The sequence below is a fragment of the Halopseudomonas pertucinogena genome (assembly GCF_014646575.1).
GTDB lineage: Bacteria > Pseudomonadota > Gammaproteobacteria > Pseudomonadales > Pseudomonadaceae > Halopseudomonas > Halopseudomonas pertucinogena.
The window spans coordinates 41,421-67,901 of record NZ_BMNN01000001.1 but is presented as its reverse complement, the minus strand read 5'-3'; the positions used below and the strand labels follow the sequence as shown (position 1 = coordinate 67,901).

At 64.3% G+C, this 26,481-nt stretch carries 17 protein-coding genes and 1 pseudogene; 6 read left to right on the top strand and 12 right to left on the bottom strand.

Annotated elements, in window-relative coordinates:
• Positions 1-66 precede the first annotated feature (66 nt).
• The 5 genes and pseudogenes from IEW63_RS00305 to bacA all read right to left on the bottom strand — a co-directional run.
• Positions 67-5,193, bottom strand: a pseudogene (locus IEW63_RS00305) (DNA repair ATPase); the annotation flags it as partial.
• Between the two features lie 64 nt (positions 5,194-5,257).
• Complete coding sequence (locus IEW63_RS00300; protein ID WP_188634619.1) at positions 5,258-7,312, bottom strand: flotillin family protein; 2,055 nt, start codon at positions 7,310-7,312, stop codon at positions 5,258-5,260.
• Positions 7,313-7,355: 43 nt separating this feature from the next.
• Positions 7,356-7,997 (bottom strand): OB-fold-containig protein, encoded by a 642-nt coding sequence (locus IEW63_RS00295; RefSeq protein WP_188634618.1) that lies wholly within the window; start codon positions 7,995-7,997, stop codon positions 7,356-7,358.
• 40 nt (positions 7,998-8,037) lie between these two features.
• Positions 8,038-8,733 carry a PspA/IM30 family protein gene (locus IEW63_RS00290; RefSeq protein WP_188634617.1) on the bottom strand — a complete coding sequence of 232 codons (696 nt, stop codon included), beginning with the start codon at positions 8,731-8,733 and terminating at the stop codon, positions 8,038-8,040.
• Positions 8,734-8,755: 22 nt separating this feature from the next.
• Positions 8,756-9,373, bottom strand: a complete 618-nt coding sequence (bacA, locus tag IEW63_RS00285; RefSeq protein WP_188634616.1) for a biofilm formation regulator BacA — start codon at positions 9,371-9,373, stop codon at positions 8,756-8,758.
• 242 nt (positions 9,374-9,615) lie between these two features.
• Between bacA and IEW63_RS00280 the strand changes: the two genes are divergently transcribed.
• Together IEW63_RS00280 and IEW63_RS00275 are read left to right on the top strand one after the other, a co-directional pair.
• Entirely contained in the window at positions 9,616-9,888 is a 273-nt protein-coding gene (locus IEW63_RS00280) for a hypothetical protein (RefSeq protein ID WP_188634615.1), read from the top strand.
• A 53-nt stretch (positions 9,889-9,941) separates the two neighbouring features.
• The gene (locus tag IEW63_RS00275; protein WP_188634614.1) at positions 9,942-11,768 is read left to right on the top strand and encodes an SLC13 family permease; all 1,827 of its coding nucleotides are present in this window, start codon (positions 9,942-9,944) and stop codon (positions 11,766-11,768) included.
• On the opposite strand, the gene IEW63_RS00270 is transcribed toward IEW63_RS00275, so the two are convergent.
• Positions 11,710-12,636, bottom strand: coding sequence for a ChaN family lipoprotein (locus IEW63_RS00270; RefSeq protein WP_188634613.1), 927 nt, complete (start codon positions 12,634-12,636; stop codon positions 11,710-11,712). The genes IEW63_RS00275 and IEW63_RS00270 overlap by 59 nt on opposite strands.
• 132 nt (positions 12,637-12,768) lie before the next feature.
• Between IEW63_RS00270 and yejK the strand changes: the two genes are divergently transcribed.
• The 3 genes from yejK to IEW63_RS00255 all read left to right on the top strand — a co-directional run bounded on the left by yejK (position 12,769) and on the right by IEW63_RS00255 (position 16,700).
• Positions 12,769-13,779, top strand: coding sequence for a nucleoid-associated protein YejK (yejK, locus tag IEW63_RS00265; protein ID WP_188634612.1), 1,011 nt, complete (start codon positions 12,769-12,771; stop codon positions 13,777-13,779).
• A gap of 109 nt (positions 13,780-13,888) precedes the next feature.
• Positions 13,889-14,881: an SDR family oxidoreductase gene (locus tag IEW63_RS00260; protein WP_188634611.1), complete on the top strand. Its 993-nt coding sequence runs from the start codon at positions 13,889-13,891 to the stop codon at positions 14,879-14,881.
• Positions 14,882-14,903: 22 nt separating this feature from the next.
• A complete protein-coding gene (locus IEW63_RS00255) occupies positions 14,904-16,700 on the top strand; it encodes a glycoside hydrolase family 15 protein (RefSeq protein WP_188634610.1) in 1,797 nt (598 codons plus the stop codon).
• 7 nt (positions 16,701-16,707) lie between these two features.
• Here IEW63_RS00255 and IEW63_RS00250 read toward each other — a convergent pair whose 3' ends face one another.
• Together IEW63_RS00250 and IEW63_RS00245 are read right to left on the bottom strand one after the other, a co-directional pair.
• Positions 16,708-17,643 carry a glutathione S-transferase family protein gene (locus tag IEW63_RS00250; RefSeq protein WP_188634609.1) on the bottom strand — a complete coding sequence of 312 codons (936 nt, stop codon included), beginning with the start codon at positions 17,641-17,643 and terminating at the stop codon, positions 16,708-16,710.
• A 34-nt stretch (positions 17,644-17,677) separates the two neighbouring features.
• Positions 17,678-18,031 (bottom strand): GIY-YIG nuclease family protein, encoded by a 354-nt coding sequence (locus IEW63_RS00245; protein WP_229710229.1) that lies wholly within the window; start codon positions 18,029-18,031, stop codon positions 17,678-17,680.
• Positions 18,032-18,044: 13 nt separating this feature from the next.
• Between IEW63_RS00245 and IEW63_RS00240 the strand changes: the two genes are divergently transcribed.
• Positions 18,045-18,527 carry an asparaginase domain-containing protein gene (locus tag IEW63_RS00240; RefSeq protein ID WP_188634608.1) on the top strand — a complete coding sequence of 161 codons (483 nt, stop codon included), beginning with the start codon at positions 18,045-18,047 and terminating at the stop codon, positions 18,525-18,527.
• A gap of 311 nt (positions 18,528-18,838) precedes the next feature.
• On the opposite strand, the gene tldD is transcribed toward IEW63_RS00240, so the two are convergent.
• The 4 genes from tldD to rng are packed head-to-tail and all read right to left on the bottom strand — an operon-like array spanning position 18,839 to position 26,469.
• Positions 18,839-20,284: a metalloprotease TldD gene (gene tldD / locus IEW63_RS00235; RefSeq protein ID WP_188634607.1), complete on the bottom strand. Its 1,446-nt coding sequence runs from the start codon at positions 20,282-20,284 to the stop codon at positions 18,839-18,841.
• Between the two features lie 4 nt (positions 20,285-20,288).
• Positions 20,289-21,134, bottom strand: coding sequence for a carbon-nitrogen hydrolase family protein (locus IEW63_RS00230; RefSeq protein WP_188634606.1), 846 nt, complete (start codon positions 21,132-21,134; stop codon positions 20,289-20,291).
• A gap of 1 nt (position 21,135) precedes the next feature.
• Entirely contained in the window at positions 21,136-24,978 is a 3,843-nt protein-coding gene (locus IEW63_RS00225) for a YhdP family protein (protein ID WP_188634605.1), read from the bottom strand.
• A gap of 33 nt (positions 24,979-25,011) precedes the next feature.
• Entirely contained in the window at positions 25,012-26,469 is a 1,458-nt protein-coding gene (gene rng, locus IEW63_RS00220; RefSeq protein ID WP_188634604.1) for a ribonuclease G, read from the bottom strand.
• Positions 26,470-26,481 lie beyond the last annotated feature (12 nt).

Sequence of the window (26,481 nt, the reverse complement as noted above, 5' to 3'; positions counted from 1 at the left end):
CGGTGATGCAGATGCGGGATATGTCGCGCATCAGTGTAGCGCAGGGGCTGGCTGCCGCCTGCCCTACTTGCGCTCCAGCGCCTCGATCAAGGGTTTCAGCGACGCCTGCAGACTGCCGCCCAGTTCGCCGGCAAACCACTGCATGGCGGCCTTGGGTGGGGTTACCACGCGCACCTTGGGGCTGAGCTTGTGCAGGCTTTCCAGGCCGTCCACCAGTTGCTGCCAGGGTATGTCTTCCATCCGCACTCCGGCTGGCTGGTTTGCGGTGGCGCCCAGAGCACGAACGCCGTTCACCAGATCGTTGAGCTGCGCCACGACACGGCTGCCCACATCGGCATCGTCGCCGCCCATGGCCTTGTTGCGCATGAAGTCGGTCTTGATCTGCTCCCAGCGCGCAGCCTGTTCGTCGGTCATGTTGCCGCGCAGCTCAGCGAGCTTGAGCATGTTTTCCTCGGCGCCGGTGGTCAACAGCTGGGACTCGCCCTGGTAGTGATCGGCGATCAGCTGCATCAGCTCGTTCTGGTTCATCACTGCGGAAATCTTTTCCGCCAGCTTGTTCATATTGCGGTAACTGCCCTGCAGGCGGAACGGCGGTTCGGTACGGTAGCGATCATCCTGTGCGGCACTGGCGATGTACTGCTGGTTGACTCGGAAAACTACGTCCCGGGCCTGCATCAGGCGCTGCAGGGTGGCGGTAATCTCGTTGATCTCGGCGGTGCTGTAATCATGGCTCAGCTCGTTGCTGGAGAAGGGCTTGCCTTCCGCCTTGTCGACGAAGCGGTAGAGATCCTGCATGTCCCGGGTGGCCAGCGGGGCGAGCACCGGATTGGAGGTCAGGCTGTTCTCGATATAGCTGAGGGCGAACACCTCCTGCATGCCCCCGAGGGTATCGCCCAGGTTGTAGATGTCCGCCCGGTTGGCCAGCATGTCCGGAATCCGGAATACCTCCCCGGACTCGGTATAGGGGTTGCCGGCCATGACCACACAGAACTTGCGGCCGCGCATGTCGTAGGTGCGGGTGCGCCCCTTCCATACCCCTTCGATACGCCGGGTGCCGTCGCACAGGGAGATGAACTTCTGCAGGAACTCCGGGTGGGTGTGCTGGATATCGTCCACGTACAGCATGACGTTGTTGCCCATCTCCAGCGCCAGGTTGAGCTTGACCAGCTCCTGAGCCGAGGTCGCGTCGGGCGCCTGCTCCGGATCCAGCGAGCGCACCTCGTGTCCCAGCGACGGGCCGTTGATCTTCATGAACACCAGGCCGAGGCGGTGGGCAACGTATTCCATCAGCGTGGTCTTGCCGTAGCCGGGTGGTGAAATCAACATGAGCAGGCCGGTGAGGTCTGAGCGGCGGCTCTCTCCCGCAGTGCCCATCTGCTTGGCCAGGTTGTCGCCGATAACGCCCAGATAAACGTCGTTGATCAGCTTGTTGCGCACGAAGGAGCTGAGCGGTCTTGGCTTGAACTCGGCCAGTCGCAGGGCGTCGCGCTGCTGCTGGATGACCTCCTGGCGCAACGCCTGATAGCGCTGCATGCCCGGCAGGAACGCCTCACGGTGACGGCGCAGGCGCGCGAACAGATCATCCAATGCCAGTGTCATGCTGCCATTGTCTATCCGTGGGTGGTCACCCAGTAGCCCGTCAACGGTAAAGCGCAGGTCCACTTCGGTCACCTGCACGCCCGCCGACTCGGGCAACAGCATCAGCGCGATGGCCTCGGGCAGGTAATGTCGTGCACCGGCAAATTCGTCACTCTCGCACAGCCCCAGCAACCAGCTTTCCACCAGGCGCCAGCGCTGGGCCGGCTGATCCGCCAGCTGGGCCAGGGTCGTTTGATATTCCTCCCACAGGCCGGCGTGCTGCAGGCAATCCTGCAATCCCTCCGTGAGTTGGCGGGCGTACTTGCTCATCACCGGCTGGTTCCCACCGGCCAGCTCGGCCAGTAGATACTCGGCCGCTTCGGCCAGTGGCGCCTGCTCCATTGCCAGCTGCTGCACGTGATCGGCAAGGTGCTGCTGAACCTCGGCCCGCAGTTGGGCGAAGGCATCGCGGCGGCCGAACAGGCGCTGGATATGCGCCGCAGCCCGGGCTCGTTGCGGCCACTGCCGCTGCGCTGAGAGGTCGCCACGGGTGGAGATGAACAGCAGCCCCAGCGCCCGTGCCAGCGGACTGAATGCCAGCAGGCCGGCACTGTCGCGCAGCGGTATCAGCTGATTCAGGATAAGCGCGGCGTCATGGTCATGAATGCCTTTCTCATAGCCTTCGCGGTAACGGGGGGTGGCAAACTCGCGGACCATCCGCACCAACTGTTCCGGCTGCAGCAGGAGCTCATGCAGTTGGCCCATGTCCAGCCCGTCACGGCCGGCCTCGCAGGCGGCCAGCACTTCGCCGGCCAGGTACTCGGCACGGTAAAGCTCGTCGGATTCCGACTCCAGGTTGACCTGCCAGAAGGGTTTGAGCGCCTCCAGCTCAGGATGCTGCAAGGGCTCGAGGAAGTCGGTGCCGGTCAGATGCAGGTACAGCTGATCGCCCCGGGGCATCAGCGTCAGGTCCAGTTCCTGGGTGTTGACGCTGAAGCGATGCCGCGGCCCCAGGCGGATGACATTGCCGCCTTCCTCGAACAGCTCGGCCTTGTCGCGCAGGCCGCGCACAGCCTGGTCCCGGGTATGCTTGAGACGGGCTTCGACATCGTCAGCCTTGACGTTATCCTGCAGCGTGCGCAGCCGCTCGGTCAGCTCGCGGAGCTTGAGAATCAGCGGATCGGTGGCGAAGAAGGCGTTCATCTCCTCCGGGGTCTCCAGCCGCCCGGTACGGCGAGGCAGGCTGTCGATGATGCGCACGGCTGCATCAAGCAGGCCCTGCGCGCGGCGCTGACGCTCATCCAGCAAGGCCTGTCGATGGCCTTCAAAGGTTTCCAGCAGCTCTTCACGCTTGGCCAGGATATCACCGAGGAACTGCTCATGATCGCCGAACTGGCTTTCCAGCTCCTCCAGCTGCACCAGCAGGCGCGACAGCTGCGCGTCGCAGCCTTCTGGATCCCGAGCCTGAGCCAGAGCGCTGGTGATGCTCTGGCTGAACAGACGGAACTGCGCGCCGAACTGTGCAACCTGCTCGGCAGAACCCATGCTGCGCCGGCGCTGTTCGGCTCGGGCCTTGGCCTGATTGAGCCGGGCGTAGACCTCGGAAATGGACTCGACGATGCGGGTACGCTGGGTGGCATCCTCGATCTGCAGCGAGGCCATCAGGGACGACAGCATGTCGAGGTCGGCCAACATTCGTTCGAAGGCGGCCAGCGGCTCACCCAGTCCGGCTACGGTCTCTGCTCGCTGCGCCTGCTCATCCGCATCCTGCAGGGCGGACAGGTAGGGCTGAAGTGCGGATTCGCCCGCCAGAAACTCGGCGGTAGCTGCCGCTGCTTCGGCCTGCTGTTCCAGAAGCTCCGCTTCCATCTGATCGATGCGCTCGATGTCGATGTAGCGATAATCGCGGATGGTCAGCAGCTGGCCACGCAGCTGAGCGAGGTTGTTCAGCGCCGAGACATGCGCCTGGACATCCCCCCGCTCGTCACGGTGCAGGGTTTCCAGCAGGGACTGCCAGCGTGTTTCCGCCTCGTTCATGGCGCGGCGTGATTGCTGGCGGATGCTCTCCACCTTTTCGAACTCGTCCAGCACCAGTTCGGCGGTCGAGGCGACCTGATGCAGCAGTTTGCCCAGCCCCTGGCATTGGGGATCATCCAGCCAGTGGTAGGCATCGAACAGCCGGCGCACGTCCTGGCACAGTCGGGTGTAGCGCTGGATGGACACCTCGCTGCTGTCTATCTCGCGGCTCAGGTTCAGCAGTTCGGAGATGCCGCGCACCAGCTCGGCATTGCCGGTACGTCCGAAGAAATCGCTGCGCTGGGGCTGGCGCGCTGCGTACTCATCGGTGAAGAACGGCGTCTGCCAGATCTGCATGGGATGGATCCGCGTGGGCTCATCGCCCTCTGCCGAGAAGATCACCATGCGCCCGTCTTCCAGCCGCGCATAGCCGTGGCCGAACACGGGATTCTGCAGCTCGCGGCGGATCAGGTTGTAGGTGAACAGCGCTGAGCGTCCCTGCTCCGGGTGGTAAAAGACATATTGCACATCCTCGCCGTTGGGCGAGCGCATCGCCCGCTTGAAGCGCATGCCTTCCATCGACTGGTCGAAAGTCTTGTGCTCACCGCTCTGCAGATAATAACCACCGGGGAAGATGATGCCGTGGTCTTCAGGCAGTTGTACGCAGGCCAGGCCAATCGCATCGATGCGCTCGACCTTCCGGGTCAGGCTGTTGAAGACCAGATAGCGCCAGACCTCCTCCCGGTAGGGCAGGATCTTCAGCAGCACCAGGCTGCCGACCCTGGCAAACTCGATGACCGCGTCATCCAGCGACTGGGTCTTGTCCTGCACCGGCTCGCGGTAGATGCCCAGGCCGTCTTCGGTGTTGTTTTCCACCTTCACCGTCAGGTCGCCACCGACGGTCTCGACGAAGACGGTATCGAGGATATTGACGTGCGGATGGCGACCATTGACCGCCATCTCCCTCGTTGCACGCTGCCACTCGAAGTCGAAGGGCTGCGGCAGCGCCACGTCACGCTCGCCGCGGTTGTCGATGTAGCGCACCTGTTCGCCGTTCTGGGAAATCGACCAGCGGAACACGCGGACGTCGCTGATGCGCTCGCCGATCTGGAAGCTGGCCAGCAGTTTGCCGTCGCGGATCGTCAGCTGCAGCAGCCGGGTGTTCTTGTAATAGGCGTAGAGCTCGTTGAAATCATTGACGAAGCCGGGCTCGTCAAGGAAGCTGCCGGTCAGCGGGAGTGGCTCTGCCTCGTAGCCTTCCTCGTGCTGTATTACCCGATACAGGGAGAAGACATCGGCGACCCGGGTCTCCTTCTTCAGACCGAGGAACACGTTGTAGCCAAACAGCAGCGCGTCGCCAACCTGCACGATATCCCTGGCCAGGCAATTGTTCTCGGTGCGGATGCGTACGCGCCCCGTGACCTCCATCCGGCTGCTGCCGAAGGCCTCCTGACGCTGCTGGTTCAGCCCGTCGGCAATCGCCCTGAGCTGCGCTCCCTGCTCCTGCAACCGCCGCTGCAGCACCTCGTAGGCGCCGCCTTCGGCTACCGCCCGATCAACCAGCTCCTGTCCCGGCGCCTCGGTGTGCACATCCGTCATGCTGTTGTTCCTGAATCAAGCCAGACAAGCACCCCCGGAAGACCGGGGGCGGAGAGGGTGAAGCTCAGATCTCGCCGGGGATGGCGTGACCGTTGGCCTTGGAGGCATCGACCGGGGCCGCCTTGCCGGCCAGCAGGCGCTGGATGACATCCTGCACCACCGGACTCTTGCCGACCACGCCTTCGATGGCCTTGCCCACCGAGAGGGACTTGGCGAAGGAATTGAAGAAATCGCCCTCGCCGCCAACGATGTCGATCTTGGTCTTGGACAGCGCTGCGGAGAGTACTTCGGCCTGATCCTTGGCGATGTCCTTGTTCGCGGCGATCGCAGCCATGGCTTCCTCGAAGCTCTTCTCCAGCTGCATGCGGAACTCCTCGTGCTGGCGGGCGTTGTCGCTGAGTGCATCCAGCGCGCTGAACTTCTTGCCCAGACCTTCGGCTTCGGAGTTGAAGCGCTCCGGCAGGATTTCCGCCTCGGCCAGACCCTGTTCGCGGGTGGCGCGCGCCTGGGCGACACCGAGCTGCTCCTCGCCGCGGGCCTGGGCGGTGAGTTTCTCTTCCAGCACCTTGGCCTCGGCCAGCCCTTCCTTCTCCTTGGCCAGTGCCTGGGCTTCGGTAATGCGCGCCTGCGCCAGCCCCTTCTCCTGCTCGCCCCTGGCATCGGCGGCCATGTATTCGGCGTGCACGCGCGCTTCGGCCAGGCCTTCCTTCTCCTTCGCCGCTGCGGTCACTTCCCGTACCTTCGCTGCCGCCAGACCGGTGGCAGCCTGCTCGGCCTGGGTACCTTCGGCCAGCTTCTTCTTGGCTTCGGCCTTCTTCGCCGCTGCTTCCAGCTCGGCCTGGGCCAGGGTGTTGATTTCCACCGCCTTGTGCCGGGAACGGGTTTCGTCCGCTTCGGCCTGCTTGACCTGGCGTACCAGCTCCTGCTCGGCCTCGGCCTGGGCATTGAGCAGTACCACCTGCTTCAGACGTTCGGCTTCGGACACTTCCCGCACTTCCTTGATGCGTTCCTCTTCCTGAGCCACTGTCTTCTCCACCGCCACGCGTTCGCGGATGACCGAAGCAATGTTCTTGCGCTCTTCTTCCAGCGCCTTTTCCTTCTCGATACGCTGCAGCTCGACTTCACGCTCACGGGCGACGATCTCCAGATCCCGGGCGCGGAACACCTTCTCCTTCTCGATCACCACCGCCCGTTCGCGGTTCTGCTGGGCCACCTCCACTTCGCGCTGATGATTCTCCGCGCGGATATCCAGCTCCTGCTGGGTCTGAATACGCGCCTGCTCGGCCTTCAGCCGTTCCTCCTCGCGCACCCGCAGGGTTTCGGCTTCTTCCCGGGCGCGGATGGTCTCGATCTCGCGTTTCTGACGGGCCTCGGCGTCGGCCTGCTGGCGCTCAAGCGCCAGCGTGGCTTCGCGGGTCTCGACGTTCTTCTTCTTGATCGCCAGCTCTTCGTTGCGCTCGAGCTCGTTGGTGATCACGTTCTGCGCCGCGGTCAGCTGGGTGATCTTGCGGATGCCCTCGGCATCCAGAATGTTGTGCGGATCCAGCGAGGTGCGCGGGGTCTGCTCCAGATAGTCGATGGCCACGTCTTCGAGGATATAACCGTTCAGATCATTGCCGATTACCTCGATGATGCGGTCACGAAACGCCTGACGCTCCTCGAACAGGCTGACGAAATCGAAGTTCTTGCCGACCGTTTTCAGCGCCTCGGAGAATTTGGCGTTGAACAGTTCGTTCACTGCGATCCGATCGGAAGCGCGATCCACGCCGATGGCCTTGGCCACCTTGAGCACGTCCTGAGCTGTTTCGTTTACCCGCAGGTAGAACGCAACGGTGATGTCCGCCCGCAGGTTGTCCTTGCAGATCAGGCCATCCTTGCCACGCCGGTCCACTTCCAGCGTCAGCAGGGAGATTTTCATGAACTCCTTCTTGTAGATCACCGGATAGACGAGTGCACCGGTGAAGTGCACCTTCGGCGTGGAGGACATGTCGTTGACGATCAGGGCGGTGCCCTGCGGTACCTTGATATAGAACGCCTGGAACAGAACGAAGAATCCAATCAGGATCAGAAAAAATACGCCCACCCCGATCAGGAAGGGCATCAGCATTGCCATGTTCATCTACATCTCCTTGTTTGCGGCACCCGTGACTGCTTCCTGCGGGTCATACATCATTGAATTCGTTTTCGGTTATCACGCGGTAGGCGTGTTCGGTCGGCAGATAGTCCAGCAGCACCACCCGGTCGCCCCGCTGCAGGCCGAGCTCCTCCTCGGCGCGGATGCGCAGGATGAGCCCCGCTCCACCGTTTTCCAGGCTGGCCTGCCCGGTGCGCATGCTGACCTTGCCACTGCGTACCACTGCGGTCTGGCCGATCAGCGAACGGGTACTGTCGCTGTTGACCTTGCGAAACAGCGGCCGCAGCGGTCTGCTGATCAGCCGCACTACCGGCAGCGCGAGCATGAGGCAACCGGCAACGACCACCAGCCCCAGCGGATAGCGCAGCCAACCCAGGGGCAGGAAACGCAGCGCCAGCAATTCGGCGAAGTAGCAGAGCATCCAGCCGAAGAACACCAGCAGCGTCAGCCACAGGGTGACCGGTACATCCCGGAAGCCCAGCTTCAGCAGCAGGCCGCCGAGTCCCTCGGCGGAGGAGAAGCTCGACTCCACCCCGTCCAGACTGAAATCCAGCGCCTCGATATCCAGCACCCCCAGGGCAACCGCCAGCCAGTAGAGCACCGCCACACAGAGCACGAAGCTCAGCAGCACTACGGGGAAAGACAGTGACGTCTGCAGAAACAGGTTCATGGGTACATCCTTGTACGCAGTAGCGGGGGCCGCGGGCAGGTCAGGTAGTGGCTCGGTTCTTCAGGCGCGCCAGCACACTGTCAGCGCTGCCTGCATCCGGGGTGATGCCTGCGGCGCGCAGCTTGCCTTCCAGCTGGTCATCCAGATTCGCTTCGGCAGCCAGCTCTTCGGCCGCTTCCATGCGCGCGCCCCGCTCGGCCTGCTTCTGCTTGATGCGCTCCAGCGACTCCAGCGCCGTATGCATCTTTGCCTTGGATCCGCTGTGGCGCTGGGAGACTGCCAGCTGCGCCTTGTGCACGCTCTCGGTGGCCTTGACCGTATCCACCTGCTGCTTCAGCCGCTTGAGGTTGCCTTCAGCCTGGGTGATTGCCTTGCGCAGCTGGGCCACACTGCTGGCGTAGCCATTGGCCTGCTCGCGCTCATCACCGAGCTGGGCTTCCAGCGCAGCAATCTTTTCCGCCACTTCCCGCGCCAGCGTCTCGTTATCGGCGTCCAGCGCCTTCAGGGCGTAACCTTCGTATTCCGTGATCTGATCCTGCAGTTTGGCCACCCGCTCGGCGGCCAGCTTCTGCTTGGCCATGATGCCGGCCAGTGCCTCGCGGGAGCGGTGCAGCTCGTCGTCAGCGTCGCGGATTTCCTGATCCAGAATGCGAAGGGCCTGGCTGTCCACCACCGCTTCGCCCACCTCATGTGCCCCGCCTCGTACCGCTGTCAGCAACTTTCTCCAGACATTCATCGCTTCTTCTCCTTGAAAACAATCAGGCGGTTGCCTTGAGGTGACCTTCGTAAGCCTCAGTGGCCTTGATGACGTTATCCGCCAGCAGCTCGATCTCGAACACCACGTCCGCCAGTGAGGAGGACGAGCTCAGTGCCCCGAACATGGTGTAGCAGAGCTCGCCGTCAGCCAGGGTTTCCAGCCCGATGCAGGACAGCGGGAACAGCTTCTGGGTGCGCAGCACCTCGGCATTGAAATCCCCCTGGTGCTCCACGTCACTGGCCGGCCAGAGCAGCGCCTCGACGATGATCTGCTCGCCGTGCACTGCCAGAAACAGCGGCAGCTCACCGTATTCGCACATGGTGATGTGCAGGCTTGGCTCGCTGCCATCAATCAGCTCGAGCCGCGCCGCTCCGCTGGTAAAGAGCTCGGTGGTCGCCAGCGCTTCATACAATCCCTTAGCAGTCCAGATCTGCTGCATTGCGTTTCCCTCTCTGTCTGTCAAAGCCAGCCCGGACCGCGGCTGGCGCCATTGCCGCTCACAGGCCATGAGCTGTGAGGCGTACTCGGGCAGCACCCAGACTTCCTTCTTGATCAGCCCACGCTCGCGCAAGCGCTGGCGATAAAGCCGCTGATAGTGTGCTGATGATTTGTTCTGCATGGGCGAAAATTAAGGCATTACATGTGAGGGGGGATAGCGGTTTGTTCAGTGGATTGTCTGTATCGAGACGTGGCTCACAATCCCTGCCGAAGCTGCCGGAGCAGGTTTTGAACTGGCGCACAAATCAAGCGCAACGAGCTGGCGACTCGCTCAAACGGCTCACCGGCTGTGCTAACTTGCCGCTCCGTGCAGCACCGGCAAACTCAGGTCGGTGCCACGGATGAAATTGTCAGGAGAGAGAAATGGATTTCAGAATACCGCTGGGCTTTGCGATACATTTGGCCGCAACAATCTGGACGCACTTCGAGCCGCAATACGAGGGGCTGTCAGTAATTTTTGCCGGATTTCTGGCTTTTAATGTTCTTGGCATGCTGCTGATTCTTGCAGGCAAGATCAAACCGGGTGCCATTATCTACGTTATCGGGTGCCTTCCTTTCGTACCGATAGGCATGATCGGCGCATTGGGGGCCAGAAAAATGCTGCAAGACCTCAAGCAGCCCCAGCCGGCAGTCTGAAGCCGCTTCCTGTATCCTCTGTTCCGCTTCGCAGGCAATCCCGGAACGGACCGATGAATACCCAACTGCTGATCACCCTCGCCCTGCTGCTCGCCAGCATGATGCTGTTTATCCGCAACAAGCCGCGCATGGACGTGGTGGCGCTGCTGGTGATCGTTGCGCTGCCACTGAGTGGTGTGCTGACGGTACAGGAGGCGGTGGCGGGGTTCAGTGACCCCAGTGTGCTGCTGATTGCTGCGCTGTTCGTGATCGGCGATGGGCTGGTGCGTACCGGCATTGCCTACAAGCTGGGCGACTGGATGGCCCATCAGGCCGGCAGCAGCGAGACCCGGCTTATCGTACTGCTGATGCTGACCGTGGCCGCGCTGGGCTCGGTGATGAGCTCCACCGGGGTGGTGGCGATATTCATCCCCGTGGTGATGAGCGTGGCGGTAAGGATGAACATTCCCGCTTCCCGGCTGATGATGCCGCTGAGCTTTGCCGGGCTGATCAGCGGCATGCTGACACTGGTGGCGACACCGCCGAACCTGGTGGTGCACAGCGAGCTGGTCCGTCAGGGGCTGGATGGTTTTCACTTCTTCAGCTTCACCCCCATCGGGCTGGTGGTGCTGTTCTGCGGTATCGGCTACATGCTCTTTGCCCGGCGCTGGCTGGGCAGCGGCCAGGTGGGCAAGGACGAGCCCGAGCGCCAGACCATGCAGGATCTGGCCGCGCTCTACCAGCTCACCGAGCGCGAGCGGCGGCTGCGGGTAGAGCCTGATTCGCCGTTGGTAGGCCGGCCGCTGAACGAGCTGGAGCTGCGCAGCGAATACGGCATCAATGTGATCGCCGTGGAGCGCCAGCGGCGCTTCCGCAATCTGCTGCAGGTGGCTACCGGCAATACCGTACCCCAGCCCGGGGATATTCTGCTGGTGGATCTGGCCAGCCCGGCGATTGCGCTCATGGGTGCCTATCAGGAGATCGGTGTTACGCCGGTGAGCCTGGAAAGCTCCTACTACAGTGAGCACTCCCATCAGCTGGGCCTGGCCGAGGTGACGCTGCCGCCGGAGTCCCGCCTGCCGGGCAAGACCATTCAGGACGTGGCGTTCCGCAGCCGTCACCGACTTAACGTGGTGGGCCTGCGGCGCAATGGCAAGGCATTGCCGGGCCTGCTGGTGGATGAAAAGCTCAAGCCCGCCGACACCCTGCTGGTGGCCGGCAGCTGGAAGGACATCGACCGTCTCCACACCCTGACCAAAGACTTCGTGCTGCTGAGCCTGCCTACCGAGATCAAGGAGGTGGTACCCGCCGCGCGCAAGGCGCCCTACGCGCTGTTCAGCCTGGCCGTGATGATCGTGTTGATGGTGTCCGGCGCGGTGTCGAACCTCATGGCGGCGCTGATCGGCTGTCTGCTGATGGGCGCCTTCAAGTGCATCACCATGGATTCGGCGTACAGGTCGATCCACTGGCCGAGCCTGATCCTGATTGTCGGCATGCTGCCCTTTGCCCTGGCATTGCAGAAGACCGGCGGCATCGATCTGGCCGTGGGCGGTCTGCTGAACGTGTTCGGCGATGCCGGACCGCGCCTGCTGCTGGCGACGCTGTTCCTGGCCACAGCGATCACCGGACTGTTCATCTCCAACACCGCCACCGCGGTGTTGATGGCGCCGGTGGCGGTGGCCACTGCCCAGGCGATGGGCCTGTCGCCCTACCCCTTCGTGATGACCGTGGCACTGGCGGCCTCGGCCGCCTTCATGACGCCGGTGTCGTCGCCGGTGAACACCCTGGTGCTGGACCCGGGCGGTTATCGCTTCAGCGACTTCCTGAAGATCGGCGTGCCCTTCACCCTGCTGGTGATGTTGATAACCGTGCTGCTGGTGCCGCTGCTGTTTCCGATGTAACGCGTTTGCCGGCCCATTGCGCACAATGGTCGACCGCCGGCGCTGCCGGCGTCAGCCACAGGTAATCCGCCTGCTCGGCGCTTGGCAGCGGTGTGCCGGCCTCATGCAGCATCAGCACCACGGGCGCTGCTTCGTCCATGTGCAGCGCCACGCCCAGGTCCTTGCGCGCATGGTAGTTACCGGCCAGCAGCACGGCCGGAGCCGGCGCCGACTGCAGCGCCTCGGCCATGCGCACGTCGCGCTGCTGCTGGATACCGAGCATGGCTGTCAGCTGCGGCTCGGCAATCTGTCCGCAGTGGGAGGTCTCTATGGTCTGGCGCAGCTCCCTCAGGGCCGATGCGGAATAGCGCGGCGACACCTCACCCGGATGACGGTAAAGAGCACTGATTTCGTCCCGGTCCAGATTGGCGGCCTGCAGATGGATGCCACTGTCCAGCGCCCAGCTGATGATTGGGCCGTAGAAGCGCCATTCCCAGCCGGGATTCCATTGCAGATGGTCGACCAGCTGATCATCTGCCAGCTGCCTGCCACCCCGCTGCAGTTCATCCAGCGCCTCCTGCTGGGATGGCGTGAGCATCTCCTGCAGGAGACTGGCCCGGGGCCGCTGCTCATGGAGCTGCTGCAACAGCCACAACTGCAGCTGATGATGGTCGGCGTTGTCGTGCCGCTCGCCGACCATCAGCCGGTCGGCAGCAGCCAGACGGGTTACCAGCTGCTCGGCGCTCAGCCACTCGCCAGTGGCGGTGTCCAGCGCCTGGCCCAATCGCTGCGTATCGCCAGGCACATCGTTTTGCCACGCCGGCAGCGGGCCGGCCACGGCGACGGATACCCACAGGGCGGCCGCTGCAGCCAGAAGGATGCGTGCCATCGATATCTCCGAAAATGTGGAATGACGCAGTATCCCCAATTTGCGAGCACCGGTGAACTGGAGTAACGTGCTGCCAGCTTTCGGCGTCGCCGACATTCCCCTTTTCCTTTGCTTTACCCGTGCGGATCTTCCATGCCCATCGACAACAGTATCGTTCACCAGATTCACAAGAAACCGGACGGCCAGCCGGCCAGCCTGACCCTGCGCGATGGCGAACTGGCCAACAGTGAAGCGCTGGAGCACCTGCTTGCCGGCCTGATCGAGACCTATAACAGCAAGCCGAACAAGGCCTGGGGCTTCTTCCATGAGGAAAGCGGCGCCTACCCCTTCAGTGGCTGGCTGCAGCAACTGGTCGACGAGGAACTGGATTTCGTCGAGTTCTCCAGGCGCTCCACCGAACACCTGAAGACGCTCATGGAAGGCTCCAACCTGGCCCTCGGCGGCCATGTGCTGTTCATCCGCTACCGCCAGGGCATGACCGCCTTCCTGATCATCGCCCTGCTGCACCACACCGAGGGCGTGACGGTGACCGACGACCTGGACGTGGCCGCAGCGCGCCACCTGGACCTGTCCGCGCTGAACATGGCAGCGCGCATCAACCTGACCGAGTGGAAACAGAACGCCAATTCGAAGCAGTACATCTCCTTTATCCGCGGGCGCAGCGGCAAGCGGGTGTCCGACTATTTCCGCGACTTCATCGGTTGTCAGGAAGGCGCCAACCCGGAAGAGGAGACCACCACCCTGCTGCAGGCCTTCCAGGACTATGTGGGCGAGGCCGATCTGCCGGTCGATGCGCAGAAGGACAAGGCCAAGGCCATGACCAGCTACGTCAACAGCCAGACCCGCCAGGGTGAGCAAGTGGCGCTGGAGGAGCTGTCCGGCGCGATGGACGAGGAAAACCCCCGGGCCTTCTACGACTACATCCGCAACAAGGATTACGGGCTGGCGCCGGAAATCCCTGCGGACAAGCGCACCATCAACAATTTCTTCAAGTTCTATGGCAAGGCGGACGGCCTGTCGATCAGCTTCGAGGCACACCTGCTCGGCGAGCGGGTGGAGTACGACGAGAGCGAGGACGCACTGGTCATCAAGCACCCGCCCAAGGGGCTGATCCAGCAGCTGCGCAACAAGCGCAAGCGCTGAGCAGAACGGCGGATACATTTTGTCGGATATGAATCCGGCTTTTTCCTGAACATCACAGCCGACCGGGGAGTCATTTGCTTAAGGCAACTGATTATCCCGGAGCGGCTCCATGAAGCATTCAGACAAGATCGTGGTGGTGACCGGCGCCTCCGCCGGCGTAGGCCGTGCCACCGCCGTCGAATTCGCCCGCCAGGGCGCCACTGTCGCCCTGCTGGCGCGGGGCAAGGCCGGGCTCGAGGGAGCCCGCGCCGAGGTTGAAGCGGCCAGCGGCAACGCCTGGGTCTGTCAGGTGGATGTCGCCGATGCATCGGCGGTGGACGAGGCCGCGGCACGTATCGAAGCCGAGCTTGGCCCCATCGACATCTGGGTGAACAATGCCATGGTCACGGTGCTCGCTCCGGTCAGCGAGATGAGCGCCGAGGAGTACCGCCGGGTGACCGAGGTCACCTACCTGGGCATGGTGCACGGCACCCTTGCGGCGCTGCGCTACATGCGCCCGCGCGATAGGGGGGTGATCATCCAGGTCGGGTCGGCGCTGGCCTACCGGGCCATTCCGCTGCAATCGGCCTACTGCGCGGCCAAGTTCGCCTGCCGTGGTTTCACCGATTCCCTGCGGGTGGAGCTGCAGCACGACAACAGCAACATCCACCTCACCAGCGTGCACCTGGCGGCTTTCAACACTCCCCAGTTCGACTGGGCCCGCACCACCCTGCCGCACAAGCCGCAGCCGCTGCCGCCGGTGTTCCAGCCCGAGGTGGCGGCTCGCGCCATCGTCTGGTCGGCCAGCCATCGCCGGCGTGAACTGACAGTCGGCTTTCCGGCCTTCAAGACCATCTGGGGCGACAAGTTTGCCCCGACCATCGCCGACCATGTGCTGGAGACCGACGGCTACGAAGGCCAGCAGGACGACCAGCCGGTGTCGCCGCAGCGGCCGGATAACCTGTTCCAGCCGGTGGAGCGGGACATGGGCAGCCATGGACGCTTCGACAGCGAAGCCAAAGACCACAGCTGGCAGCTCTGGGCGACCATGCACAGAGGCGCTCTGGCCGTTGCGGCGGTGGCGTTGCCTGCTGCCATGCTGTTGATGAAGAGGAAGCGCTGACCCCTCGGCAACGGAGTAACTGATGAGCCAACCCATCAAGGACTACGCCCTTATCGGCAACCTGCGCTGCGCCGCGCTGGCTGGCCGCAATGGCAGTATCGACTGGTTCTGCCCACCCCGCTTCGACGCTCCCGCCTGCTTCAGCAGGCTGCTCGGCAACGAACAGCATGGCTTCTGGCAGACCGCGCCGGAACATGAGCCGAGCGACATACAACGCCATTACGAACCCGACACCCTGGTATTGCGTACCGAATTCGACTGCGACGGCGGCCGGGTGCGCCTGACCGATTACATGCCGGTGGGCGACAGCGCGATCATCATCCGCAGCGTTGAAGGACTGGAAGGCAGCGTGCCCATGCGCATGCAGCTGGTACCGCGCTTCGGCTACGGTGCCCGCACTCCGCAGTGCGAACCGGACACCGACGGTTGCCGGATGCTGGATGAGAACGGCCAGCTGCTGCTGCGCACCAGCGCCGCGCTGGAACTGGCCGATGACCGCGCCGAGGCCCTGTTCGAGGTGAATGCCGGCCAGAGGGTGCACTTCGTTCTGCAATACCTGCAGGCCGACGAGCAAGCCGGCGCGCTGGAAGACCCGCAGCGCCAGCAGCAGGAATGCTGCCGCTGGTGGCGCAGCTGGGTCAGCCAGACCACCTATCATGGCCGCTGGCGGGATGCGGTGGTGCGTTCGCTGATTACCCTCAAGGCCATGACCTATCTGCCCACCGGCAGCATGGTGGCGGCGCCTACCACTTCCCTGCCGGAGGCACCCGGCCGGGGCGCCAACTGGGATTACCGCTTCTGCTGGATACGCGACGCGGTGTGGGCGCTGGATATCCTGATCGACTCCAACTTCCTCGAGGAGGCCCATGCCTGGCGCGACTGGCTGTTGCGGCTGATGGACCGGGACAGCAACCTGCGGGTGCTCTATGACGTCGATGGCGACGACTCGCCGGATGAACACGAGCTGGACTGGCTGCCGGGGCATCTCGATTCGCGGCCGGTACGGGTCGGCAACGCGGCCTACGGTCAGCATCAGCTGGATGTCTATGGCCAACTGATCGACTTCCTGCATATCGGCCGGCGCAGCGGCATGTGTCGCAGCCAGCACAGCTGGCATCGTCAGCGCCGGCTGGTGGACAAGGTCATCGCCTGCTGGCATGAGCCCGACGAGGGCGTCTGGGAGCTGCGCGGCCAGCGTCGCCACTACACCCACTCCAAGGTCTACGCCTGGGTGGCGCTGGACCGCTCCATCCGCGATGCGGAAGCCTTCGACCTGCCTGCCCCGCTGGAGCAGTGGCGCCGGGTGCGCGACGAGATTCATGCACAGGTGTGTGAGCGGGCCGTCGATCCGGTACGCGGGGCGTTCAAGCAGAGTTATGAAGGCACCGAACCGGACGCCAGCGTGCTGATGATTCCACTGCTGGGCTTTCTGCCGATCGAAGACCCGCGTGTGCAGGCCACCATCGACTGGATCCAGCAGGACCTGCAGCGTGAGGGCCTGGTCTACCGCTTCCGCCCGCATCAGAGTGAAGATGGCTGGGAGGGCTCGTTCATCGCCTGCTCGTTCTGGATGGTGGACAACCTGATCATGAGCCGGCGCCAGCACGACGCCGAGAACCTGTTCGCCAGACTGCTGGCCCTGCGCAACGATGTCGGGCTGCTGGCCGAGCAGTATCATCCGCAACACGGTCAGCTGGGTAACTTCCCCCAGGCGCTGTCACACCTGGCGCTGGTCAAGACAGCCTATCTGATCCAGGCCTGTGAGCAGGTCCACCACGGCGGTGGACCGGAGCGGCATTCCTACCGCCCGGTCGAATAGCGGCAGATCAGGCCAGCTCGACCCGATAGCCGATCCGCGGAAAGTGCACGTGCACCAGGCCGGCGCGCTCGTCCTCACGGGCAATGACGATCTCGTCCATCTCCTCGTGAACCAGCCTGCCGGCAACCGGATCGCATCCGTAATCCACCGGGCACACCGTTACCTGCGCGTCCAGCGACAACCCGCGGGTGCTGACAAAGCCGCGTTCGGGCAGCTCTTCGGGAGTCGCCTCCCGGGCGATGCGGATGGCTTCCTCTGCCTCCATGCGGGCCGAGGCGCCGGATCCGAAGTCGTGAATGCGTGCCATCCAGGCCCGTACCGCCGGATAGTCCTCCAGCAGAATCGAGATGGCGGCGTTGGCGGCAACGAACCACAGCGGGTGGTACCAGGACAGGTCGGCAATGCTGGGCTCGTCGCCGAGCAGGAACTCGCCGTTGCGCTGCAGCTGGGTCTCCAGCTGGCTCATCAGCACCGGCCACTGGGCCAGCGCCAGATCCGATTCGAGCCGTGACGCCGTGCCGCCGGAAAACAGCGCCTTGCGGTCCGCGACGAAGCTCTGCATCACCTGTTCCGGCAACTCGGCAAAACGCGCTTCCAGGGCGTTGGGCTGGAAATTGAGGGCGACCGAATGCTGGAACAGCACCTGGTCACCATACTGGGACAGCGCGGCGGCAATGGCTTCCTGGCCTTCCGGAAACAGCGCCGGTACCGCCTTCTCCCGCTCCAGCCGGCGGGCAATGAGCGCGGTATCGCAGTAGATATCCGCACCTACCTGCAGCACCGGCGTACGCCGGTAGCCCCCGGTGAGCGCGGTGAGGTCGGGCTTGGGCATGATCGGTGGGATCAGCACCGAATGCCAGGACAGGGCCTTGAGCCCCAGCATCAACCGGGCCTTTTCAGCGAAGGGCGATTGCGGGTAGTGATGCAGTATCAGCTCGTTCATGACAACCTCGGATCAGTGCACAGAGCCCTTAAGCTTAGCCGCTGATCCGGGCCTCTGCCTGAACATCCGGCAGGCAGTATTCACCTCTTATCAGGGCTTCCTTGGTCTTCTTTGACAGCCGTTTCACCGCGACCTCCCGGCGCAACGCGTCGGAATGGTCGATGCATTCCTGGCGCCAGACCAGCGCCTGCGCCGGGCTGCTGTTGAAGAATCGTGCTCCGCCCCTGCCGCTGGCATGCTGGCGGAAGCGCCGCTCGGGGTCTGTGCTGATGCCGGTGTACAGGTTACCGTTCTGCGCACGGACCATATAGACCGACCAGGTTCTGGCCGGGGCATCGGGGGCGGGGCTGTGTTCTTCCGCAGCAGCGGGCATACTTGATTCATTCATTGGGGAGACAGCCATGTTTGTACAGATCTTCAGTACCGGTGGCACCATCGACAAGGTGTATTTTGACGCGCTGAGCGAGTACCAGATCGGCGAGCCCATGGCGGGCGAGCTGCTGAAGGACGCGCGCGTCGGGTTCGATTATGCCATCGAGTCGCTGGTGAAGAAGGACAGTCTCGAACTGGACGACGCCGACCGGGCACTGATCCACGCCCGGGTGGCAGCCTGCCCGGCCGAGCATATCCTGATTACCCACGGCACCGACACCATGACCGTCACCGCTGCGGCGCTGGCGGATATTCCGGACAAGGTGATCGTGCTGACAGGGGCGATGCAGCCGGCGCGCTTTCGCGATTCGGATGCATTGTTCAACCTGGGGCTGGCCATCGGCGCGCTCAACGTGTGCACACCGGGGGTGTATATCGCCATGAGCGGCAAGGTGTTTCCGGCGGACGGGGTGAGGAAGAATCGGATTGCGGGGCGGTTTGAGGGGGTTTGAGGGCCTATCTGATCAGATGGTGGGTAGCCCGTGCGGGGGCCGGGCGCGCTCTGCGCGCCAATCGCGGCGAGGTCGCCGCTCCTACAGTCGAGAGAGAACGGATCGTTTCATTACATGCCCCCACCCCCGGAGCGATGAACCACCACACCGAAGCCCCCACCACCCCCGTAGGAGCCCCGACCCCGGGGCGATCGAACCGCCACACCGGAGCCCCCACCAACCCCGTAGGAGCCCCGACCCCGGGGCGATTGCCCCCCCACACTGGAGCCCCACCACCCCGTAGGAGCCCCGACCCCGGGGCGATGGGGCCGTCAGGCCCCGGTTCCACCCACGGTGATCTGGTCGATCTTGAGGGTCGGTTGGCCCACGCCCACCGGCACCGACTGCCCGTCCTTGCCGCAGGTGCCCACCCCGCTGTCCAGCTCCAGGTCGTTGCCCACCATCGACACCCGATCCATCACTTCAGGCCCGTTGCCGATCAGGGTCGCGCCCTTCACCGGCGCGGTGATTTTGCCATCCTCGATCAGATAGGCCTCGCTGGTGGAGAACACGAACTTGCCGCTGGTGATATCCACCTGCCCGCCGCCGAGGCTGGCGCAGTAGATGCCCTTCTTCACCGACCGGATGATCTCCTCGGGATCACTCTCGCCGGCCAGCATGTAGGTGTTGGTCATGCGCGGCATCGGCAGGTGCGCATAGGACTCGCGGCGACCGTTGCCGGTGGGCGCCACGCCCATCAGCCGGGCGTTGAGCTTGTCCTGGATATAACCCTTGAGGATGCCGTTCTCGATCAGCATGGTGCAGTTGGTGCCGACACCCTCGTCATCCACACTCAGTGAGCCGCGCCGGCCCTGCAGGGTGCCGTCGTCGACGATGGTGCAGAGGCTGGAGGCTACCTTTTCGCCGACCCGACCGCTGTAGGCCGAGCTGCCCTTGCGGTTGAAGTCCCCTTCCAGGCCATGGCCGACCGCCTCGTGCAGCAGCACACCCGACCAGCCCGGCCCCATCACCACCGGCATGCTGCCGGCCGGGGCGGCAATCGCGTCCAGATTGACCACCGCCTGGCGCACCGCTTCCCGGGCGTAGGCCATGGCCCGTTCCTCGGCCTCGAAGAAGCGGTAGTCGGTACGCCCGCCGCCGCCGAAACTGCCTCGTTCGCGGCGGCCGTTGTGTTCGATGATCACGCTGATGTTCAGCCGCACCAGCGGGCGTACATCGCCGGCCCAGGTGCCGTCACTGGCGGCAATGAGCATGGTGTCGTGCACCCCGCCGAGACTGATCGACACTTGCGTTATCCGCGGGTCGAGGCTGCGGGTATAGGCGTCCAGCCGCTGCAGGAAGGCGACCTTGTCGGCCTGGTTCAGGCTGTCCAGCGGGTTGTCCGCCGAATACAGCGGGGCGGCGGCGTTGCGCTGCCAGGCCTGCACGCTGCCCTGCTGGCCGCTGCGAGCGATGGAGCGCGCCGCACCGGCAGCCTGGGTCAGGGCCTGCAGGTGCAGGTCATTGCTGTAGGCAAAGCCGGTTTTCTCACCAGCCTGGGCGCGTACGCCGACGCCCTGGTCGACATTGAAGCTGCCATCCTTGACGATGCCGTCCTCCAGCACCCAGGACTCGCTGACCTGATGCTGAAAATACAGGTCTGCCGCATCCACTCCGGGCGCGGATACCAGATGACCGAGCACACCGGCGATGCTGTCCGGACTCAGATCGGCGGGTTGCAGCAGTCGGCTCTCGGCCTGTGATAGCAGGTTACTCATAAACTCAATGCTCCCTGGCCGGCAGGATCGGCCCTGGCGGCGCAAAACGGCGATGCCCGGCAACCGGCATGCGCCCACGAATGGATTGCAGATGCTGCAGGTCGATCTCCCCGCAGATGACGCCCTCACCCCTGGGCAGACAGGTGGTGATCTCACCCCAGGGGTCGATCAGACAGCTGTGACCGAAGGTCTCGCGACCGTTGGCATGGGTACCGCCCTGATTGGCGGCAAGCACATAGCACTGGGTCTCTATCGCCCGGGCACGCAGCAATACCTCCCAGTGGGCGGCGCCGGTCACCGCGGTAAACGCAGACGGAACCACGATCAGCTCGGCCCCGGCGTTACGCAGCGTCTGATACAGCTCGGCAAAGCGTACATCGTAACAGATGCTCAACCCCAGCCGGCCCACCGGGGTATCGATGCAGACGACCCTGTCGCCATAGCCGTAATCCCTGGATTCGCGGTAACTGCGCTGGTTGTCGGCCACCTCGACGTCGAACAGGTGCAGCTTGTCATAGCGGGCGACCTCCCGGCCCTGGTTGTCGATGACCAGACAGCAGGCCATGGGCCTGGCGCCGGCTGCGGCGGGCAACGGGATGCTGCCGGCAACCAGCCAGACGCCGTGGCTACGCGCCTGCTCGGCGAGAAACGGCCGGATCGGTCCGCTGCCGTCGTACTCCGCGGCGGCGACGGCTTGCAGCGAGCGGTTGCCGAAGGCAGCGAAACACTCTGGCAACAGGATCAGCTGAGCGCCCTGCTCCGCGGCTTCGCCAATCAGCCTGGCGGCGACATCAAGGTTCGCCTGCACATCGGCTCCGCTGATCATCTGTATGGCGGCTATGCGGGACATTTCAATCCTCCAGGGCGGGTTTGTCGTCAAACGCGCGGTCGAATTCCACGTTGGGTTGCTTCCAGCTGCCACTGACTCGATAGCGTACCGAGGCAAACCGGGCGACCCGGTCGCCCAGTATGCGATCTACCAGAAACAGCACGCCACCTATCTGCGGGGCGCCGGCGATAATCGCCGCCAGCGGCAGGTTGTTGGTCACCGGCAGGGTCACCAGCAGGCCCATGTCGACCCGGTCCGCAGGCAGGTCGAGGTTGCCGTCGAGCTGCAGCTTGACGCTGGGACCGTCCATGACCAGCGGCGAGAGGGTCTGCAGCAGACCGTTGGTCAGCACCGCTTCGCCGCTGAAGGTGTCATAGGCTACACCCTTGCCGAACAGGTCGGAGAAGTCCAGACGCAGGCGGCGGGTCAGCGCGTTGAAGTTGAGCAATCCGAACACCCGCAGCGCGTCCGCGGACGATTCGCCGCTGTCCAGGGTGCCGTCCTCGGCCTGCAGGGACAGCGAGCCGGAGCTGCGTTTCAGAGCAAACCAGGCCGGTGAACCCGGCCAGCTCAGGGACACCTGCGAGCCGAAACTGCTGCTGCGCACGCTCGGTGCATAGCCCCAGGCGCTCAGCACCCGACCGATATCGGTAGCCGCGAGGGTGCCATCGAACCGGCTGCGGGACTCGTCCCAGCGCATGCTGCCCATCACCTGCAACCCACCACGCAGGCTCAGGTCGATGTCGCTGATGTCCAGCGCCGCCGTAGCGGGCCGCAGGTTGAACGCAGTGGCGCCGACCAGCTCGTCCCCCCAGTGCAGCTCATCGATACTCACCCGCATGGCCGGTACGCTGGCTGGATTGAAGTCCTTGAGCGGGTCCTCGGGCAGCAGCGGTTCAACCAGCCCGTGGGTGTCCACGGGGTCTTCCTGCGGGCGGGCCACGACCAGTCGCTGCAGGTCAAGCTCGATGGGCGCGCCCTGCGCCGGCAACAACACCCGACCGCTGAGCTGCGGGTGTTCTGCCGTCAGCTGCCAGCCGCTGTCCCGTGGCGTGGCCAGTACGTCAAGATTCTGCAGGTCGAGCCCGAAGCCACTGAGCCGACCGGCGCTGATCTGCACCCGGCTGATCAGCTGTTCGCCGGGGCCCGCTCCCGGGCCGGAACCACCTGCCCCGGTACCGGACAGCAGGTCGGGACGCCACCAGTCGCGCCACTGGTCCACATCCACCCGGTCGAACCGGGCGGCGACGGCAATACCCCGGGTGGCCGGCTGCTGGGGAATCCCCTGGCGGTAGCGGATATCACCGGCGAGCACACCGTCGCGCTCAAGCAGGATCCCGCGCAGGTCATCGCCAAGCTGGAACTGCCAGCGTCCCGTCTGCCCCATGTCCAGCTGCAACCGGCTGGGCAGGCGATCGCCGCTGCGCTTGGCCAGTTCGCCGGGCAGGTCCAGCTGCACATCGCGCAGATCGCTCTGCACGACCAGGCGCCTGAGTCCCTCGCCGAGCAACAGCTGCGCGGTCCACGCCGCCCTGCCACTGGCGAGCTTCTCTGGCACCGCCTCCAGCATCGGCCAGCTGCGCAGCTGTTCCATGCTGTGGCTGCCGTCCATGCGCAGCTGATGAGTCCCGTCCCGGACGCCCAGCTGAGCCCGCACCGGCTCTCCGAGAAACTGCGCGGTGATGTTCTTGCTGCTCAGGCCCGTGCCGTGCTGATAGATGAACTCGGCGCTCAGGTCCCGCAGCGGCGCCCTGGCCTGGGCGATGTTCAGTTGCGAGGCGCTGGCCTGCAATTGCAGGTGCACATCCGGCTCGCTTGCACCGCCGAGCGGCACGCCCAGCTGCAGGTTACCCTGCAGGCTGCCTTCACCTGTCCAGCCCTCCAGCGGGTCGCCGGTCAAGCGGGCCAGTGGCGTCTGCTGCATGATGTGCAGACCGTCGGCGAGGGGGCCATCGATATCACCCCTGATCGACAGCTTAAGGGCCTGGTCTGCGGTGCGGCCGAGCGCCACCTGGATATTGTCCAGGCTGGTCTGCAACAGCTGACCCCGTGCCTCGCTGATATTCATATCCAGGTTGTGCAGATGCAGCGTGGCGTCCACCTGCTCCAGAGCCGGCCAGCCCGGCTGGAAGTTCAGCCGCCCCTGCTGCAGGCGCGCATACAGACGAATGGCGCGCTCTTCACGGGTGGCCCCTCTGAGCGGTCCCTGATAGGAAAAGATGGCCTGGGGCACGTCCCCGCTGAGTTCGGTTGCCCGCAGCCATTCGGTCAGTGCCGGCTCCATCGCGGACGACTCGGTGGGAAGATAGCGGCCATGAAACTCCGCTCGGGTGTCGTTCAGCGCCACTCGCAGGTCCATGGTCGGGGTACCGCCCGGCGGCGGTAGTTGCAGGTGCAGGCGCGTGGTGGCAATGCCTTCCTCACCCTCGGCCTCGGCGCCGGGGATGGTCAGCTCCAGCCCCTGCGGTTGGGACCAGCGCCAGGTCAGCCCGCCCTGCAGGCGGTGATAATGCCAGCGCTCGGGAAACAGTCTCGGCAGGTGCATGCTCCACGGCCCGCTGTCTACCCGCAATTCGCCCCCCGCCGGCTTGCCCGCGATCACGCCACTCATGCCGTCCATGGCCGGCACCCCTTCCCAGGCCTGCACGCCCACTTCGTGCAGTGCTGCCTGGATGTTCCAGTCGGCAAAGTCGGCGAGTTTCCCGCCGCGGACCAGTACGCCCTGCAATTCGCCCTCCGGCGCCAGGGTGTCGAGTATCTGCGCCGCTCCCTCATGGGGCAGTGCTGCCGGCAACCACTGACCGAGCAGCTGCAGCGGTACCCGATCGATACGCGCCTGCCAGTCCCCATGCTGCGGGTGCCTGGTCAGTTGCAGGCGGGTGTCGGGCCAACGTTGTTCGCCCAGGCGCAGGCTCAACTGCTGGATATCCAGACGCTGCTGGTCATCCTCCAGCTGCAGCTGAAACTGGAGCTCCAGATCCTCGGTTGCCGGTGCCGGCCGCGGCAGATCCAGCTCCACCACGGGCATCCGCAGTACCCCATCCATCCGCTCCAGACGGACATTGCGCCATTGTCCCCAGAGCTGCCCGCCGGCCACCATGCGCTGGATGCGTGCCTGCGCCAGCAGCTCGGCAGGCAACCACTGGTGCCAGTCGCTGGGCGGCAGTTCGGCGAAAAATGCCATGTCGGCGCGGCGCCAGTCGCGATCGGGCAGGCGCCCCCTGATCTGCAGGCTCACCAGCTGCTGGTCGGGAAGACGCATCCGGGCATCCAGACGATGCCGGTCATCACGGGTAAGCAGGGTGAGGTCACCATCGGAGAATACCCACTGGGGTTGGGCCCAGGGGGTGATGCGGATGCTGGTATCCAGCAGGGTGATGCGGCGCTGGTCGAACACCCGCTGCAGCGCCCGGTCGAGCCCGCCGCTGTTCGGGTCGCTCTGACCGAGGCCGCTGAGTCGCCAGCTTCCCTCTTCATCCTCGATGAACTCCAGCTCCAGCCCCTCAAGCTGCAGCGCATCCATCACCGGCTCGCGTTGCCAGAGACTGGCGAACACATCCACCCGAGCGGTGACATGCTGCAGTTCAAGCAGCACCGGGCTGTTACGGTCGGCGCCCTCGTGCACCCGCAGCCCCTGCAACGTCAGGACCGGCTGGGAGCCCTGCATTTCCGCCTGCAGGCTGTCCAGCTCGATGGCCCGCCCGGTCTGCTGCTGCACCCACTGCACCAGCTCGTCCTGGTAATCGGCCAGGGCCGGAACGAACTGCCGACCGAGGCTGACATAGGCTGCGGTCAGCAGCAGCCAGCTGATGAGCAGCAGGATCAGGCCGTCCAGTAAACGCCGAAGCCAGCGTGCGCCATTCATGTAAGGTGAGTTTTCCTGTTGCAGTGGTGCCTGTTACATCAGCACTACGTCGTATTGTTCCTGGGTGTACATGGTTTCGACCTGAAACCGGATCGGCCGCTCGATGAATATTTCCAGATCCGCCACGTTCCCCGACTCCTCGTCCAGCAGCCGGTCGATCACCGCCTGGGAGGCCAGCACCATGTAGCCGCCGGCCTGATAGGCGCGGGCCTCTCGCAGGATCTCGCGGAAGATTTCATAGCACACGCTTTCGGCGGTCTTCTGGATACCGCGACCGGAACAGCTTGGACAGGGTTCGCAGAGGATCTGTTCGAGGCTTTCCCGGGTACGCTTGCGGGTCATCTGCACCAGCCCCAGCTCGGTGATGCCGATGATGTTGGTACGCGCATGGTCGCGTTCGAGCTGGCGCTCCAGGGTACGCAGCACCTGGCGGCGGTGCTCCTCGTCCTCCATGTCGATGAAGTCGATGATGATGATGCCGCCGAGGTTGCGCAGCCGCAGCTGCCGGGCGATCGACGTCGCCGCTTCGAGGTTGGTCTTGAAGATGGTCTCTTCCAGGTTGCGATGACCGACAAAGGCACCGGTGTTGACGTCGATGGTGGTCATCGCCTCGGTCTGGTCGATCACCAGATAGCCGCCGGACTTGAGCATCACCTTGCGCTCCATGGCCTTCTGGATCTCGTCCTCCACGCCATACAGGTCGAACACAGGTCGTTCGCCGGGATAGTGCTCCAGCACGCTTTCAACGCCGGGCATGAGTTCATGCACGAACTGTTCTACCTTCTGGAAGGTCTCCCGGGAATCGATGCGGATCTTTTCGATGCGCGGATTGACCAGATCGCGCAGAGTGCGCAGCGCCAGCGGCAGGTCCTCGTAGAGTACCGAAGGGGCAGGAGCGGTACTGATCTGCTGGGAGATCTGCTGCCAGAGTCGGCGCAGATAGCGGATGTCCATCAGGATGTCTTCTTCGCGGGCGGCCTCGGCCGCGGTGCGCAGGATGAAGCCGCCGCGCTCCTCGATACCCTCCTGCTCGATGCAGCGGGCGACGATGTCACGCAGGCGGTCGCGCTCGGTCTCGTCCTCGATCTTCAGGGAAATGCCCACGTGCGGGGTGCGCGGCATGTAGACCAGGTAGCGCGACGGTACCGAGAGGTGGGTGGTGAGCCGCGCACCCTTGGTGCCGATGGGGTCCTTGGTGACCTGCACCACCAGCGCCTTGCCCTCGTGCACCAGCGAGCTGATCGGCTCGACGGCTGCGCCTTCGCGCTGGGAGATTTCCGATGCGTGGATGAACGCGGCCCGCTCCAGGCCGATATCGACAAACGCCGCCTGCATGCCGGGCAGCACCCGTACCACCTTGCCCTTGTAGATGTTGCCGACAATGCCGCGCCGCAGTGTGCGTTCGATGTGGACTTCCTGCAGCACGCCGTTTTCCACCAGCGCCACCCGAGCTTCCATAGGTGTGATGTTGATCAGTATTTCTTCACTCATGGAGCTCCCCCG

What these genes read in the sequence shown, in the direction of transcription:
- IEW63_RS00300 (WP_188634619.1), bottom strand. Translation starts at nt 7,312, where the DNA reads ATGAACATGGCAATGCTGATGCCCTTCCTGATCGGGGTGGGCGTATTT.
- IEW63_RS00295 (WP_188634618.1), bottom strand. Translation starts at nt 7,997, where the DNA reads ATGAACCTGTTTCTGCAGACGTCACTGTCTTTCCCCGTAGTGCTGCTG.
- IEW63_RS00290 (WP_188634617.1), bottom strand. Translation starts at nt 8,733, where the DNA reads ATGAATGTCTGGAGAAAGTTGCTGACAGCGGTACGAGGCGGGGCACAT.
- bacA (WP_188634616.1), bottom strand. Translation starts at nt 9,373, where the DNA reads ATGCAGAACAAATCATCAGCACACTATCAGCGGCTTTATCGCCAGCGC.
- IEW63_RS00280 (WP_188634615.1), top strand. Translation starts at nt 9,616, where the DNA reads ATGGATTTCAGAATACCGCTGGGCTTTGCGATACATTTGGCCGCAACA.
- IEW63_RS00275 (WP_188634614.1), top strand. Translation starts at nt 9,942, where the DNA reads ATGAATACCCAACTGCTGATCACCCTCGCCCTGCTGCTCGCCAGCATG.
- IEW63_RS00270 (WP_188634613.1), bottom strand. Translation starts at nt 12,636, where the DNA reads ATGGCACGCATCCTTCTGGCTGCAGCGGCCGCCCTGTGGGTATCCGTC.
- yejK (WP_188634612.1), top strand. Translation starts at nt 12,769, where the DNA reads ATGCCCATCGACAACAGTATCGTTCACCAGATTCACAAGAAACCGGAC.
- IEW63_RS00260 (WP_188634611.1), top strand. Translation starts at nt 13,889, where the DNA reads ATGAAGCATTCAGACAAGATCGTGGTGGTGACCGGCGCCTCCGCCGGC.
- IEW63_RS00255 (WP_188634610.1), top strand. Translation starts at nt 14,904, where the DNA reads ATGAGCCAACCCATCAAGGACTACGCCCTTATCGGCAACCTGCGCTGC.
- IEW63_RS00250 (WP_188634609.1), bottom strand. Translation starts at nt 17,643, where the DNA reads ATGAACGAGCTGATACTGCATCACTACCCGCAATCGCCCTTCGCTGAA.
- IEW63_RS00245 (WP_229710229.1), bottom strand. Translation starts at nt 18,031, where the DNA reads ATGAATGAATCAAGTATGCCCGCTGCTGCGGAAGAACACAGCCCCGCC.
- IEW63_RS00240 (WP_188634608.1), top strand. Translation starts at nt 18,045, where the DNA reads ATGTTTGTACAGATCTTCAGTACCGGTGGCACCATCGACAAGGTGTAT.
- tldD (WP_188634607.1), bottom strand. Translation starts at nt 20,284, where the DNA reads ATGAGTAACCTGCTATCACAGGCCGAGAGCCGACTGCTGCAACCCGCC.
- IEW63_RS00230 (WP_188634606.1), bottom strand. Translation starts at nt 21,134, where the DNA reads ATGTCCCGCATAGCCGCCATACAGATGATCAGCGGAGCCGATGTGCAG.
- IEW63_RS00225 (WP_188634605.1), bottom strand. Translation starts at nt 24,978, where the DNA reads ATGAATGGCGCACGCTGGCTTCGGCGTTTACTGGACGGCCTGATCCTG.
- rng (WP_188634604.1), bottom strand. Translation starts at nt 26,469, where the DNA reads ATGAGTGAAGAAATACTGATCAACATCACACCTATGGAAGCTCGGGTG.